Here is a 14,543-nt window from a genome sequence, read left to right as displayed (position 1 = left end):
CTCCAGAACGGGTCCGCCGCCGTCCACGGGGCCGGTGTCCCTGAGTGCCCCGGTCACTTGAGGTCGCTCTCCTTGATGTAGCCCGAGTCCACCAGCTCGGCCTGGTAGTTGGTCCTGTCGACGCTCACCGGGTCCAGCAGGAAGGCCGGGACGACCTTCTTCTCGTTGTCGTAGGTGGTGGTGTCGTTGGTCTCGGGCTTCTTGTCGTTCAGGACGGCGTCCGCCATCTGCACGGCCTGCTTGGCGAGCGCACGGGTGTCCTTGTAGACGGTCTGCGTCTGCTGGCCCGCGATGATCGACTTCACCGAGGCGACCTCGGCGTCCTGCCCGGTGACGATCGGGTACGGCTTCGCCTTCGTGCCGTAGCCGTCGGACTTGAGCGCCGAGATGATGCCGATCGAGATGCCGTCGTACGGGGAGAGCACCGCGTCCACGCCGGCCGAGGAGTACGCGCTGGTGAGCAGGTCGTCCATGCGCTTCTGGGCGGTGCCGCCGTCCCAGCGCAGCGTGGTGACCTGGTCCAGCGCGGTCTGCTTGGAGCGGACCACGATCTGGCCCTTGTCGATGTACGGCTTGAGGGTCTTCCACGCGCCCTGGAAGAAGTACCGGGTGTTGTTGTCGTCCGGCGACCCGGCGAACAGCTCGACGTTGAACGGACCCTTCTCGCTGCCGTCCTTCAGCCCGAGCTTCTCCACGATGTAACCGGCCTGCAGCTCGCCGACCTTCTCGTTGTCGAAGGAGGCGTAGTACGCGACGTCCTCGGTGCCCAGGATCAGCCGGTCGTAGGAGATCACCTTGACGCCCTGCTCGCCCGCCTGACGCAGGACGTCACCCAGCGCCCGGCCGTCGATGGCCGCGACCACCAGGACGTCCACACCCTTGGTGATCATGTTCTCGATCTGCGAGACCTGCTGGTCGACGTCGTCCTCGCCGTACTGCAGGTCGGTCTTGTACCCGAGCTTCTTGAACTCGGCGGCCATGTTGCTTCCGTCGGCTATCCACCGCTCGGAGGACTTGGTCGGCATGGCGATGCCGACGGTGGAGTCCTTGCCGCCCTTCTTGTCCACCTTGCCGCCGCCCTCGCTGCTCTGCCCGCAGGCGGCGAGTACCAGGGAGAGTGCGACGGCGGTCGTTGCTGCTGCGGCTCGTGTGGTGCGCATGTCAGTCCTTTGGGGTCAGAGGGAACCGGTTGAGCCGGCCGGGGAGGCGGGAGCCGAGCGGCGACATGTCACCGTCGGCGCCGTGCCGGGCCAGCAGATCGAGGGCGAGGCGGCCCCGTCGGACGCGCTCGCGGGCCGAGTTCAGCGCGACGTCGCGCAGCTGATGGCCGTAGGGGTAGATGCCGGGGGCTCTGGAGAGGCCGAACTTCAGATAGATCGGTGCGCCGCGCCGCACCAGCTCGGCCGCCTCGTACATCCGCACATAGCCGCCGAGGTCGTCCGGCGCCTCGATGTAGAGGTCCATCGGGGCCCGGGAGACCCTGCGGATCTCGGTGAACTGGGCGAGCGTCAGGTCGGACGGGATGTTGATGGAGTCGGCGCCGAGCTGCTCGAACACCGCGTACGAGGCCGGGTTCACCGGCCCGATCAGCGCCGACACCTTGAAGGTGGTGTCCGCGGGCAGGACGCCCTGCTCACGCAGCCGGTGCAGGGTCCACAGCACCCCCTCGTCCGCCACGAGCAGGCACTTCACCCCCAGCCCGGTGGCGCGCAGCGCGTCCTCGACGCAGCCGGCCAGGGCGTCGTGGCCCCGGGAGCGCAGCCCGGCGCCGCCGGAGTCCGTCCGGACCGAGGCGCCGGTGTCCCAGGTGCCGCGCGGTCCCGTGAACAGGCAGAGCTCGATGTCGCGTTCGGCGCAGCCCTCCACCATCTCGGTGATCTCCGCGTCGCTCAGCATCCAGACACCGCTGCCCTGACTGACACGGTGTACGGGCACGTCGAGCCTGGCCGACTCCTTCAGTACGACACCGAGGGCCTCCGGACCCTCCACGGACGGCACCTCGGTGCGCCAGCTGCCCCCGTCCGGGAAGGAGTGCGGAGAGGCGTCGGCGGGGGAGAGGGGCGCCGGGCCGAGGCCGAGCGCGGTGAGCGCGGCGTCGCCGGGGCGACGGGGACCGACGGCACCGGGGGCGTGGACGGGGGTGTCTTTCACGGCTGGTCCTTCATGTTCGGTATTTCGGACGAAGTTCGGATCAAGGGGTGCGGGCAGACACGCACGCCGTTGCGGGCGTTCTCAGGGCGGACCCGTCACGGGCGCAGCAGCACCTTCCCGGTCTCCGGCCCCCCGGCGCCGACCAGCGCCACCGCCTCGGCGAACCGCTCCAGCGGGAACTCATGGGTGATCAGCGGCGCCGGATCGAGCAGCCCGGCCGCGAACGCGCGCACCGCGTACGACCACGCGGACGACGGAGCCCCGAAGACGCTCCGTACGGTGAGCTGGCTCAGCGACAGATGCACCGGATCGATCCCCAGGGCACCCGGGGTGAACATCCCGGTGAGCACCACCCGTCCGCCGCGCCGCGCCAGCAGGCACGCGTCCGCCGCGGTGGACGGTGCTCCTGCGGTCTCCACGACCAGGTCGTACCGGCCGCGCACCTCCTCGGCCTCCTTCGGGCTGCGGGCCTCGCCCGCGCCGAAGTCCAGGGCCAGCGAGGCCCGTTCCGCCCGGGGGTCGATCACCGTCAGCTCCGCCGGCGACACCGCGGCCAGCAGCTGGACCGCGAGCAGCCCCAGCGTCCCCGCTCCCAGCACGGCGATCCGCTCGCCGGGCTCCGGCGCCCCGGCCCGCACCGCCGCCGCGATCACCGCGGCGGGCTCCAGCAGGGCCGCGGCCCGCAGATCGGCGTCGTCGGGCAGCAGGTGCAGCAGCCGGGCCGGCACCACCACATGGTCGGCGAAGGCTCCGGGCCGGGTGAAGCCCGTCTCGTCGTACCCCGCCGTGCACAGGGAGGTCTCCCCGTACCGGCACCGTTCGCAGCGCCCGCAGGCACGGAAGCCCTCGGCGACCGTGCGTCGGCCGACCAGTTCGGGACCGACACCCTCGCCCACGGCGTCGACGGTCCCCGACCACTCATGACCGGGCACCACCGGATAGCGCACATAGGCCGGGTCGCGGTGGCCGTCGTACACCTCGCGGTCGCTCATGCAGATCCCGGCCGCGGCGACCCGCACCCGGACCTCGCCGGGGCCCGGCTCGGGGACCGGACCCTCGGTCAGCCGGTGGCTGCCCGGCCGCTCGACGGTCAACGAGCGTGAAAGGGAGCTCACTTGGGCTGCCTCTTCTCCCAGCCGTCCGCCCACAGGTCGAACCGCGCCTGTTGCTGCGGGAATTCGGCCGCGGCGTCCACGTCCAGCTCCACGCCGAGCCCCGGGGCGTCGGAGAGCTCGAAGCAGCCGGTGGCGGGATCGACCTGCGGTGCGCCCTTGACGACCTTCTTGATGTCGGCGTCCGCGAAGTCGTTGAAGTGTTCGAGGATCTTGAAGTTGGGTGTGCAGCCTGCGAGTTGGAGGCTGGCCGCAGTCAGGACGGAACCGCCCACGTTGTGCGGCGCGATCAGTGTGTAGTGGGTCTCCGCAGTCGCCGCGAGCTTGCGGGCCTCCAGGATGCCGCCGATGTGGCCGACGTCCGGCTGGATGATGTCGGCGGCCTGCGACTCGAAGAGCTCACGGAACTCGATCCGGTCGTGAATGCGTTCACCCGTCGCGATCGGCAGGTCAACCTTCTCCGCCACCTTGCTCAGCGCCTTGAGGTTCTCCGGCGGCACCGGCTCCTCCAGCCACGCGGGCCTGAAGGGCGCCATCTCGCGGGCGATCCGCACAGCCGTCGACGGGCTGAACCGCCCGTGCATCTCCAGCATCAGCTCGGTGTCGGGCCCGATGGCGTCCCGTACGGCCTCGATGAGGGACACCGCGTACCGGGTCTCCTCCTGGCCCAGCTCGAAGTGCCCCGTACCGAAGGGGTCGATCTTCAGCGCCCGGTATCCGCGCTCCACGACCGCCTGTGCCGCCTTGTGGTACGCCTCCGGGGTGCGCTCGGTGGTGTACCAGCCGTTGGCGTACGCCTTGACCCGGTCGGTCACCTTCCCGCCGAGCAACTGCCAGACCGGCACGCCGAGTGCCTTGCCCTTGATGTCCCAGCAGGCCATCTCGACGACCGCGATGCCGGACATCACGATCTCCCCGGCCCGCCCGTAGTCGCCGTACTTCATGCGCCGCACGAGATCCTCCACCGCGAACGGGTCGGAGCCCGTGACGTGGTTGGCGGCGGCCTCCCGCAGATAGCCGACCAGCGCGTCCGTCCGGCCGAGCATCCGGGTCTCGCCGACCCCGGTAAGCCCCTCATCGGTATGAACCTGTACATAGGTGAGGTTGCGCCACGGCGTTCCGACGACATGCGTGCTGATTCCGGTGATGCGCACGGGTGTTGCCTCTCGACGTGTTCGGCATTTCGTCACTCGTTCGAAATTCTGGCGTGACGGTAATGACGGGCCAGGGGCAGTGTCAATGGTTCGCGCAAGTACGCTGACGCCATGAGTGATCTCGGGGCGGGTTTCGGTTACTTGATCAAGGGACAGCGCTGGGCCTTCGGGCACGGCCGGTGGTTCGGCTTCGGCCTGCTGCCCGGACTGATCACCCTGGTCGTATACGCGGGCGCGCTCGTCGGACTCGGTTACGGCGCCGACGACTTCGTCGCCTGGGCCACCCCGTTCGCCGACGACTGGTCCTCGCTCTGGGTGGGACTCCTGCGCAACACCCTGGTCGTCCTCGTCTTCGTCCTCGGGCTGTTCCTCTCGGTGATCACCTTCACCGCGGTCACCCTGCTGGTCGGCCAGCCGTTCTACGAGTCGCTCTCCGAGGAGGTCGACCGCGCCGAGGGCGGCGAGGTCCCCGAGTCGGGCCTGCCCCTCTGGCAGGAGCTGTGGATCTCCGCCCGCGACTCCGTCCGTATCCTGCTGCGCGTCGCGCTGTACGGGGTGCTGCTCTTCGCCCTCGGATTCGTCCCCGTCCTCGGGCAGACGGCCGTCCCCGCGATCGGCTTCTGCGTCTCCGGATACTTCCTCGCCGAGGAGCTCACCGCCGTCGCCCTCCAGCGCAGGGGCATGGTCCTCAAGGACCGGCTCGTCCTGCTGCGCGGCCGCCGCATGATGGTCCTCGGCTTCGGCGTCCCGCTCGTCCTCTCCTTCCTCGTGCCCTTCGTCGCCGTGTTCCTGATGCCGGGAGCCGTCGCCGGCGCCACCCTGCTGGTCCGCGACCTCACGGCGCCCCCGGCCGCGGATCCGGCCGCCTCGCCGTACACCCTCAACAAGGGCTGAGGAGGGGCCTGCCGTGACCGAACTCCTCGCCGTCGCGCTCATCACCGTGCTCGCGGTCATCAGCCCGGGCGCCGACTTCGCGATGATCGTCCGCAACAGCTACCTCTACGGCCGTACGACCGGACTCGTCGCGGCCGTCGGTGTCGCGGCGGGCGTCCTCGTCCACGTCACGTACACCATGCTCGGCGTCGGTCTGCTGATCGCCTCGTCCACCGCGCTGTTCACCGCCATCAAGCTGGCCGGCGCGTGCTACCTCGTCCACATCGGCGTACGCACGTTCCTCGCCCGCGCCGACCTCGACGTCGACCTCGGCTCCAAGCCCGAGCTGAGCAGGCTCGGGGCCCTGCGCACCGGCTTCCTGACCAACGCGCTGAACCCCAAGACCACCCTCTTCGTCGTGTCCACCTTCACCCAGGTCGTCGGGCCGGACACGGCCCTCTGGCAGCAGGCGGGCTACGGACTGTTCATGTCCCTGGCCCACTTCGGCTGGTTCGGCCTGGTGGCGCTCTTCTTCTCCCACTCCCACCTGCGCACCGCGATGCTGCGCAGGCAGAGGGTCCTCAACCGGGCCATCGGCTCGGTCCTGGTGGGTCTCGGCGTCACCCTGGGCCTCGCCCGCTGAGCCGGGCCCGCCGGGCCCGTCAGCCCCCGTGCACCTCCAGCGCGGTCCGGACGGCGGACTCCAGCGCGCCCTCGATCCAGGCCGGCTTGACCGACGTGTGGCAGCCGGCGAAGTGCAGCGTCCCCTCCGGGGTGCGGACGTCGGGGAACAGCTCGGTGTGCTGGCCCGGCAGGAGCACGGACGCCTCGCCGTACGCGTACGGGTCGCGCATCCAGGACTGGGTGCGGCCCACCCCCGTGTAGAACACCTCGATCCGCTGCCCGTACACGTCCTGGACACCGCCCAGGGTGCGCGGGTAGCGCTCGTCCTCCTCCAGCGAGTCCCACTTCAGGGCGTCGTCGGCCCAGCTGTACGAGGCGAGGAGGACCCCGCCCTCGCTGCCCTCGACCGGGTGCGAGGGCTGGTAGACGAACCGGTTGGCGTTGTCGGTCACCGAGCCGCCGCCGATGACGTGCGCCGCCTCGGGCTGGTCACGGGCGGTGGCCCGGCAGGCCGCGTAGTGCACCCGCTGGTTCGGCGGGATGTGGCCGCGCGGCACCGAGGGGTGCGCGCCCAGCAGCGAACCGTCGGCCGGGGCCTTGCCCACCCGGTAGGCCTCGTACAGGCCGGGGCGCACCGCCTCCAGCTCCCGCTTCCAGTCCGCCTCGTCGAACTCCCACCAACGGCGGCTGAATTCGAGCAGCACCTTGGTCGCGGTGTCGTAGTGGATCTCGGTGATCGCACGGCGCTTGCCGTACGAGAGCGCGGGCGTGACCGGGATGTGCCGCAGCCCGGAGAACGGGACGGTGATGATGGCCCGGTCGCCGGTGAACGTCTCCCGGACGACGGGACCGCCCCGGCCCTCGGAGACCGTCTCGACGGTGACCCCGTCCTCGGTGCGGCTGATCCGGGTGGCCCGGCGGTCCAGGTGCACCAGGTCCTCGACCTGCGCGTACATCGCGTCGACCAGCGTGGCGGTGCCGTCGGGCAGCTCGAAGAAGGAGGTGGCCGGGCTGATCAGCGAGGCCCCGATGAAGCTGTGCAGGAAGGCCAGGTGGAGCCGCGAGGTCATGTTCTCGACGGTGCCGATGAGGTCGACGGTCCGCTCGTCGAGCTTGGCGGCCTCGGTCAGGTAGCGGTACATCGACCAGTGCCCGTACCGCTGGAGGACCGTCGCCCAGCCCTCGACCAGCGCGGTCCCCTCCTTGCCCTCGATCTCCTTGCGCACGGGGGCGAACGCGTCCCGGACGATCTGCGAGGCGGGCGTGTTCTCGTAGGCCGCGGGCACGCCGAAGGAGCGGTTGACCGCCTGAGGCTTCCCGGCGTAGTCGGCGCGGCGGACCCGGACGCCGTTGACATGGATCCAGGTGCGGTTGGCGGGGCGCCCCTCGCCGTCCACGTCGACCAGGTGGAAGCGGCGGCGCTTCAGCTCGTAGCCGTCCATCAGCCCGGTGACCAGCGGGTGGCTGTCCGGGATGCGCATCGCGCCGGCCTCGGCGTACTGCTTCGGGTCCGCGAAGGGCGGGTCCGACTTCTCGTGGCCACCGGCCCGGAAGGTCTTGATGCGGCCGCCGACCCTGTTGCCGTTGGCCTCGATCACGGTGACGGTGTGCCCGGCCTCGTGGAGCAGCCGCGCCGCGGCGAGCCCGGCCGGCCCCGCGCCCACGACCAGCACCTTCTTGCGCGCGGCACGGGTCCGGGGCAGCCCTTTGCCCAGCAGGACCTCGCGGTAACCGGGCACCAGGTCCCGGTCGTTCGCGTCGCGTACGAGGATGGCGCGGGCGACGGTGAGGCAGGCATCCCAGTCGGAACCCGGCGCGGCGGCCGGGGCCGCTCCGGGCGCCACGGCGGCGGCCCGGGGCACCGCGCCCGCGGACGGGGCGGCGGCCACGGCGAGGGCCGCGGCACCCGCCGTGGCGCCCGCGATCAGGGACCGGCGGGAGGGCAGGGAGGAAGACGATTCATCAGCTGGTGAGGTCATGATGATCACCTTGCTGTGCCACACCGCCCGACGCCCTCACGGACGCGCCCCGGAGGGCACGTTTCACCCGCCGGTGATCTTGGTCCGTCTGTGTTGACACCGGTCGGTGCGGCGGGAGTTGGGCGTCAGCGCACCGAGAACCCGTACACGGTCGTGGACACGAACTCCTCGCCCGGCCGCAGTACCGTGCTCGGGAACTCCGGGCGGTTCGGCGAGTCGGGGAAGTGCTGCGTCTCCAGCGCGATCCCGCCGCACGGCGCGAACGGCCGTCCGTCGAAGTGGTCGGCCGTGTACAGCTGCAGCCCCGGTTCCGTCGTCGTGACCGTCAGCACCCGCCCGGAGGCCGCGTCGTACAGCTCCGCCACGGGACCGTCACCGCTCCCGTCGAGCACGTAGTTGGTGTCGTAGCCGGCGCCCACGGGCTTCGGCTCCCGGAAGTCGAACCGGGTCCCGTCCACCGGCGCGAACTCACCCGTCGGAATGGCCTCCGCGTCCGACGGCGTGATCCGCCCCGCCGCGAGCCGCAGTTCGTGCCCGAGCGCGCTCCCGCTGTCCGCACCCGCCAGGTTCCAGTAGGTGTGATTCGTCAGATTCAGCACCGTCGGCGCGTCCGTCGTCGCCCGGTAGCCGATCCGCAGCGCCCCGCCCGCGTCCAGGGTGTACGACACCGAGACCTCCAGCCGCCCCGGGAACCCCTCCTCGCCGTCCTCGGCCACCAGTGAGAGCCGCACCCCGTCCGGCACCTCCTCGGCGTCCCACACCCGCTTGTCGAAGCCCCGCGTCCCGCCGTGCACATGGTTGCGGCCCTCGTTGGGCGTCACCCGGTGCGTCCGCCCGTCGAGGACGAACGAACTCCCGCCGATCCGGTTCGCGTACCGCCCGACCAGGGCACCGAAATACGGTCCCGCGTACGTCTCGTACCCCGCGGTGTCCGGCAGCCCGAGGGCCACACCGGTCCGGCTGCCGTCCCGGCCGGGCACCTCGACCGACTGCACCACGGCGCCGTACGTCAGCACGCGCACCCGCGTCCCGTCGCGCTCCAGGGTCCAGCGCCGCACGGCGGTGCCGTCCGCGAGCGGGGAGAAGTCTTCGCTGTGTACCGCTGTACCCGTCGTCATGATCAAGAACTTTACGCGGGCGGTCCGGCCGCCGTGACAGTGCGGTAAGCGATTTCCGCCAGCCGTGCCTGGCCGTCCAGCCCCGGGTGGAACCAGTCCCACCGGCTGAGCTGCTCACCGGTGAACGGGTAGTCGAACACCGCCCCGCCGTCGTAACGGCAGCGTCGGTCCCGGGCGCACACGTCACGCAGGACCCCGTTGTACGCGACGACCCGCTCCCGCACCGTGTTCCGCCGCTCCACGGCCGCCGCGCCCATGTCGTCCGCGTCCCCCAGCATCGACCCGCAGATCCCCAGCTTCCAGATCTGCCTGCCCAGCGGGTTCTCGCGCCCGGTCGACCAGAGCCGCTTCAGGTCCGGCACGCTCGACACGTACACCTGGGCCTTCGGCGCCGTGCCGCGCAGCTGCCGCATCGACGCCTCGAAGGCCGCCTCGAAGTCCGCCACCGGGGTCATGAGGTCCACGGAGTCACGGCAGGCGTCGTTCGCGCCGATCATCACCGTGACCAGCTCCGGCTTCTCCTTGCCGGCCAGCGCCATCTGCTCGGGCAGCTGTGCGATCCGGGCGCCCGACACGGCGTGGTTCCAGCTGTGCGAGGCCACCTTCGACGCCCCGAGGAGCCGCACCGCGAGACTGCGGACCCCGACGTCGGTGCCCGTCGCCCACGACACCTCCGGGCAGTCCGCCAGCACCGAGCAGGCGTCGAAGCCCCGGGTGATGGAGTCGCCGACGGCCGCCACGGAGGCCGGGCTCGCGTCCCACACGGGGGTCGAGGGGGAGGGGCTCCGTGGCGCGGCGGCGCTCCCCGTGGTCCCGTCCGGTCCGCCCGTGCAGCCCGCCAGCAGGGCGGCGCCGGCGCACACGGCCGCCGTCACCGTGGCCGCGGCAGTGCGGACACGACGGCGCGACGAACGCTCAGGCATCCCTGTTCCTTCCGGTCACACAGGTGATTGTGCCCCTGGCACACCCCGACAGCCCAGGTGGCGGGCCCGCGCGCCCTCGCGGGTGAATGCTGAGCGAATCATGGGCCCGGGACCGACGGTACGTCACACACCCGGCCCCGGCGCACGGTAGCTTTTCCCCGTCGAACCAGTGACGGTTGTCCGCCCACCCGACGAACGGGCGGCTCCGGTAAATTACCTCACGTCACATACTGTCCCTTTTCAGGAGATTAACTCCCGATGCTGTTTACTGATGACAACCTCGGGAGCCGGCCGGAAAGAGGCCGTACGGGCACAAGGCCGCTGGGGAAGGCGAACCTCGTCCCACACTGGAGGTCCCGGTGACGACACGTGGAGTCCTGTACGTCCATTCCGCACCGCGCGCGCTGTGCCCGCACATCGAATGGGCCGTGGCGAACGTCCTCGGGGTGCGGGTCCAGCTGGACTGGATCAGGCAGCCGGCCGCGCCCAACACCTGGCGGTCCGAATTCTCCTGGGAGGGCCGCGTCGGCACCGCGTCGCAGCTCGCCTCCGCACTCCGCGGCTGGGACCTGCTGCGCTTCGAGGTGACCGCCGAGCCTTGCCCGACGGCGGAGGGTGAGCGCTACAGCTCCACGCCCGGCCTCGGCATCTTCCACGCGGTCACCGGCATGCACGGCGACATCCTGATCCCCGAGGACCGGCTGCGGGCCGCGCTGGCGCGCTCCGTGCGCGGCGAGACCGACCTGGAGGCCGAGGTCGCCAAGCTCCTGGGCAAGCCCTGGGACGACGAGCTGGAGTCCTTCCGGCACGCCGGCGAGGGCGCGCCCGTCCGGTGGCTCCACCAGGTCGTGTGACCCGCCTGCCCACCACAGGTCCGCACGCACCACGCGTGAGGCCCGCCTCCCGGAACGGGGAGCGGGCCTCACGGGCGTATCACGGGTGCGCCGGGGTCAGACCGACCGGAAAGCCAGCACCACGTTGTGGCCGCCGAAACCGAACGAGTTGTTGATCGCGGCGATCGGCCCCTCGGGCAGCGGCTGCGGCTTGTCGCGCACGATGTTCGCCTCCACCGCCTCGTCGAGGTTGTCGATGTTGATCGTCGGCGGCGCCAGCCGGTTGTGCAGCGCCAGAACCGTCGCCACGGTCTCGATGCCGCCCGCGCCACCCAGCAGGTGACCGGTCATCGACTTCGTGGCGGAGATCGCGACGTGGTCCAGGTCGTCGCCCAGGATCTTGCGCAGTGCCTTGAGCTCGGCCACGTCGCCCTGGGGGGTGGACGTGGCGTGCGCGTTCAGGTGCACGACCTCCGACGGCTTCAGATCCGTGGAGTCCAGCAGATTCTGCATCGCGGCGGCGATCCCGCGCCCGGTGGGCTCGGGCTGCGCGATGTGGTGGGAGTCCGCGGACAGCCCCTGCCCCAGCACCTCGCAGTAGACCCGGGCGCCACGCGCGGCGGCGTGCTCCGCGGACTCCAGGACGACGACACCGGCGCCCTCGCCGAGGACGAAGCCGTCACGGCCCGTGTCGTACGGACGCGAGGCCTTCTCGGGCTCGTCGTTGCTCTTGGACATCGCCATCATGTTGGCGAACGCGGCGATCGGCAGCGGGTGGATGGCCGCCTCGGTGCCACCGGCGAGGACCACGTCGGCACGGCCGGTGCGGATCATCTCGACGGCGTACCCGATGGCCTCGGCACCGGACGCGCAGGCGGAGACCGGGGTGTGGACACCGGCCTGGGCGTTGACCTCCAGGCCGACGTTGGCCGCCGGGCCGTTGGGCATGAGCATGGGAACGGTGTGCGGGGAGACGCGGCGTACGCCCTTCTCCTTCAGCACGTCGTACTGGTCGAGCAGGGTGATCACGCCGCCGATACCGGAGGCGATGACGGATCCCAGGCGCTCGGGCCGGATCTTCTCGTCCTCACCGGCCTTGCCGGTGAAACCCGCGTCGGCCCACGCCTCGCGGGCCGCGATCAGCGCGAACTGCGCCGAGCGGTCCAGCTTGCGGGCGAGCGGGCGGGGCAGGACGTCGCCCGGGTCGACGGCCGCGAGGGCGGCGATCCGGACAGGCAGTTCGGCGAAACGTTCGCCCTCGAGGGGCTTGACGCCGGAGCGGCCGGCCATCAGACCTTCCCAGGTCGATGCGGAGTCGCCACCCAGCGGAGTGGTTGCGCCGATACCGGTGACGACCACGGTGCGATTGGTCGGGCTCACTGGAAAATCTTCTCCACGTGTAGAGGGTCGTGAATCAGCGGCGCCACCGCCGGGTGGCGACACACGAGTCGGGCTGAGATCAGCCCTGGTGCTTCAGGATGTAGTCGGCGGCGTCGCCGACCGTCTTGAGGTTCTTGACGTCCTCGTCGGGGATCTTGACGTCGAAGCGCTCCTCGGCGGCGACGACGACCTCGACCATGGACAGCGAGTCGACGTCCAGGTCGTCGGTGAAGGACTTGTCCAGCTGGACGTCCTCGACCGGGATACCGGCGATCTCGTTGACGATCTCGGCGAGACCGGTGACGATCTCTTCCTGAGTGGCGGCCATGTTGGCGCTCCTTCGATGTGTTTGTGCGGGGTTCGGGCGTACGGACCGAAAGGTCCGGTGTGCCTAGGGGAGGGTAACGACCGTCGCGGCGTAGACGAGACCCGCCCCGAAGCCGATGATGAGCGCCGTGTCGCCGCTCTTGGCCTGACCGGTCGCCAGAAGCCGCTCCATAGCGAGCGGAATCGAGGCGGCCGACGTGTTGCCGGTGGTTTCCACGTCACGCGCGACCGTGACGTGCTCCGGCAGCTTGAGCGTCTTCACCATCGAGTCGATGATCCGCATGTTGGCCTGGTGCGGAATGAAGACATCCAGATCTTCCGGGGAGATCCCGGCCGCTTCCAGTGCCTGCTGGGCGACCTTGGCCATCTCGAAGACGGCCCAGCGGAAGACCGCCTGGCCCTCCTGCGTGATGGCCGGGAACTTCTCCGGCCGGTCGGCGTGGAAGACGTCCCACGCCACGGTCTGCTTGATCGTCCCGGACTTGTCGCCCTCGGATCCCCACACCGTGGGGCCGATGGCCGGCTCCTTGGCGGGGCCGACGACGACCGCGCCCGCACCGTCGCCGAACAGGAAGGCCGTCGCACGGTCCGACAGATCGGTGAGGTCGCTCAGGCGCTCGACGCCGATGACGAGGACGTACTCCGCGGAACCCTCGACGATCATGCCCTTGGCGAGCGTGAGGCCGTAGCCGAAGCCCGCGCAGCCGGCCGAGATGTCGAAGGCCGCGGGCTTGCCCGCGCCGATCTTGTGGGCGATGTCCGTCGCGATGGCAGGGGTCTGCTGGAAGTGCGAGACGGTGGAGACGATCACTCCGCCGATCTGCTCGGGAGTGATCCCGGCGTCGGCGATCGCCTTGCCTGCGGCCTCCACGGACATCGCCGACACGGTCTCCTCGTCGGAGGCCCAGTGACGGGTGGCGATGCCGGAGCGGGAGCGGATCCACTCGTCGGACGAGTCGATCGTCTCGAGGATCACCTCGTTGGGCACGACACGGGTCGGGCGGTAGCCGCCGACACCCATGATCCGTGCGTACGGGGCGCCCTTGCTGGGCTTGATCTTCGACATGCTCTCGGGCTCCTTAGGCGCCGGCGTGCTCGGAGATGAGCGCGCGGGCGGCGTCGAGGTCGTCGGGGGTCTTGAGCGCGAGGGTCTTCACACCGGGCAGGGCGCGCTTGGCGAGCCCCACCAGGGTGCCGCCGGGGGCGGCCTCGATGAACGCCGTGACCCCGAGCTCCTTGAAGGTCTCCATGCACAGGTCCCAGCGGACCGGGTTGGCGACCTGGCCGACGAGCCGGGAGATGACCTCGGCGCCGGTGGCGACCGTCTTCCCGTCGGCGTTCGACACGTACGTCACGGCCGGGTCTGCGACGGTCAGGCCGGCGGCCGCCGTACGCAGCTTCTCCACGGCCGGGGCCATGTGGTGCGTGTGGAACGCGCCCGCCACCTTCAGTGCCACGACCCGGCGCACGCCCTCGGGCATGTCCTCGGTCAGCGCGGCGATCTGCGCCGCGGTGCCGGCGGCGACGATCTGGCCGCCGCCGTTGACGTTCGCCGGGGTGAGCCCCAGCTTCTCCAGGTGGGCGACCGTGACGTCCGGGTCGCCGCCGAGGAGCGCGGCCATACCCGTCTCGGTGACCGCGGCGGCCTCGGCCATGCCGAGCCCCCGGGTGCGTACGAAACGGAGTGCGGCCTCGTCGTCGATGACGCCGGCGAGCGCGGCGGCGGTGATCTCACCGACGCTGTGGCCCGCGACGACGCCGGGCGAGGCGTCCAGGGCGGCGGCCGACAGGAGACCCGCGGCGACCAGCAGCGGCTGGGCCACCGCCGTGTCGCGGATCTCGTCCGCGTCGGCCTTCGTGCCGTAGTGGGCAAGGTCGAGCCCGATGGCGTCGGACCAGCCCGCGATGCGGTCGGCGGCGCCGGGGAGTTCGAGCCAGGGAGTCAGGAAGCCGGGCGTCTGAGCGCCTTGGCCGGGAGCGACGAGTACGAGCACCCTCACACTCTCTCTTGTGGACGGCTCCATACGCCCGTGGGGACAGGGACGAAGAACCGTCAGGGGAATTGTTGA

14 protein-coding genes are annotated in these 14,543 nt (G+C 70.8%); 3 read left to right on the top strand and 11 right to left on the bottom strand.

Going from position 1 to position 14,543, the window contains the following annotated elements; translation table 11 throughout:
• Positions 1-53: 53 nt before the first annotated feature.
• From chvE to OG524_RS11125, 4 genes are all read right to left on the bottom strand, one after another.
• Positions 54-1,160: a multiple monosaccharide ABC transporter substrate-binding protein gene (gene chvE / locus OG524_RS11140; protein ID WP_405390998.1), complete on the bottom strand. Its 1,107-nt coding sequence runs from the start codon at positions 1,158-1,160 to the stop codon at positions 54-56.
• Between the two features lies 1 nt (position 1,161).
• On the bottom strand, positions 1,162-2,151 hold the full coding sequence (locus OG524_RS11135; RefSeq protein WP_405390999.1) for a hypothetical protein: 990 nt from the start codon (positions 2,149-2,151) through the stop codon (positions 1,162-1,164).
• A 95-nt stretch (positions 2,152-2,246) separates the two neighbouring features.
• On the bottom strand, positions 2,247-3,266 hold the full coding sequence (locus OG524_RS11130; protein WP_405391000.1) for a zinc-binding dehydrogenase: 1,020 nt from the start codon (positions 3,264-3,266) through the stop codon (positions 2,247-2,249).
• Entirely contained in the window at positions 3,263-4,417 is a 1,155-nt protein-coding gene (locus OG524_RS11125; protein ID WP_405391001.1) for a mandelate racemase/muconate lactonizing enzyme family protein, read from the bottom strand. The genes OG524_RS11130 and OG524_RS11125 overlap by 4 nt, the downstream gene beginning before the upstream one ends.
• A gap of 111 nt (positions 4,418-4,528) precedes the next feature.
• Here OG524_RS11125 and OG524_RS11120 point away from each other — a divergent pair, with 111 nt between their 5' ends.
• Positions 4,529-5,311 carry an EI24 domain-containing protein gene (locus OG524_RS11120; protein WP_405810032.1) on the top strand — a complete coding sequence of 261 codons (783 nt, stop codon included), beginning with the start codon at positions 4,529-4,531 and terminating at the stop codon, positions 5,309-5,311.
• Between the two features lie 13 nt (positions 5,312-5,324).
• Positions 5,325-5,933 (top strand): LysE family translocator, encoded by a 609-nt coding sequence (locus tag OG524_RS11115; protein WP_405391003.1) that lies wholly within the window; start codon positions 5,325-5,327, stop codon positions 5,931-5,933.
• Between the two features lie 19 nt (positions 5,934-5,952).
• Here OG524_RS11115 and OG524_RS11110 read toward each other — a convergent pair whose 3' ends face one another.
• The 3 genes from OG524_RS11110 to OG524_RS11100 all read right to left on the bottom strand — a co-directional run bounded on the left by OG524_RS11110 (position 5,953) and on the right by OG524_RS11100 (position 9,934).
• A complete protein-coding gene (locus tag OG524_RS11110; protein ID WP_405391004.1) occupies positions 5,953-7,893 on the bottom strand; it encodes a flavin monoamine oxidase family protein in 1,941 nt (646 codons plus the stop codon).
• Positions 7,894-8,018: 125 nt separating this feature from the next.
• Positions 8,019-9,011 (bottom strand): aldose epimerase family protein, encoded by a 993-nt coding sequence (locus OG524_RS11105; RefSeq protein ID WP_405391005.1) that lies wholly within the window; start codon positions 9,009-9,011, stop codon positions 8,019-8,021.
• 11 nt (positions 9,012-9,022) lie between these two features.
• A complete protein-coding gene (locus tag OG524_RS11100; RefSeq protein WP_405391006.1) occupies positions 9,023-9,934 on the bottom strand; it encodes an SGNH/GDSL hydrolase family protein in 912 nt (303 codons plus the stop codon).
• 359 nt (positions 9,935-10,293) lie between these two features.
• Between OG524_RS11100 and OG524_RS11095 the strand changes: the two genes are divergently transcribed.
• The gene (locus OG524_RS11095) at positions 10,294-10,788 is read left to right on the top strand and encodes a DUF3145 domain-containing protein (RefSeq protein WP_405391007.1); all 495 of its coding nucleotides are present in this window, start codon (positions 10,294-10,296) and stop codon (positions 10,786-10,788) included.
• Positions 10,789-10,884: 96 nt separating this feature from the next.
• Here the strand turns inward: OG524_RS11095 and fabF are convergent, their stop codons facing one another.
• From fabF to OG524_RS11075, 4 genes are all read right to left on the bottom strand, one after another.
• Complete coding sequence (gene fabF, locus OG524_RS11090; protein WP_405391008.1) at positions 10,885-12,147, bottom strand: beta-ketoacyl-ACP synthase II; 1,263 nt, start codon at positions 12,145-12,147, stop codon at positions 10,885-10,887.
• 79 nt (positions 12,148-12,226) lie between these two features.
• Positions 12,227-12,475: an acyl carrier protein gene (locus OG524_RS11085; protein WP_014045780.1), complete on the bottom strand. Its 249-nt coding sequence runs from the start codon at positions 12,473-12,475 to the stop codon at positions 12,227-12,229.
• 63 nt (positions 12,476-12,538) lie between these two features.
• Positions 12,539-13,540 (bottom strand): ketoacyl-ACP synthase III, encoded by a 1,002-nt coding sequence (locus OG524_RS11080; RefSeq protein WP_405391009.1) that lies wholly within the window; start codon positions 13,538-13,540, stop codon positions 12,539-12,541.
• Positions 13,541-13,553: 13 nt separating this feature from the next.
• Entirely contained in the window at positions 13,554-14,468 is a 915-nt protein-coding gene (locus tag OG524_RS11075) for an ACP S-malonyltransferase (RefSeq protein WP_405391010.1), read from the bottom strand.
• Between the last annotated feature and the right edge of the window lie 75 nt (positions 14,469-14,543).

Origin of the sequence: Streptomyces sp. NBC_01520 (assembly GCF_045040375.1) — a bacterium.
GTDB lineage: Bacteria > Actinomycetota > Actinomycetes > Streptomycetales > Streptomycetaceae > Streptomyces.
Note: the sequence above shows the minus strand (reverse complement) of the source record. Positions and strands in the feature narration are given on the sequence as shown.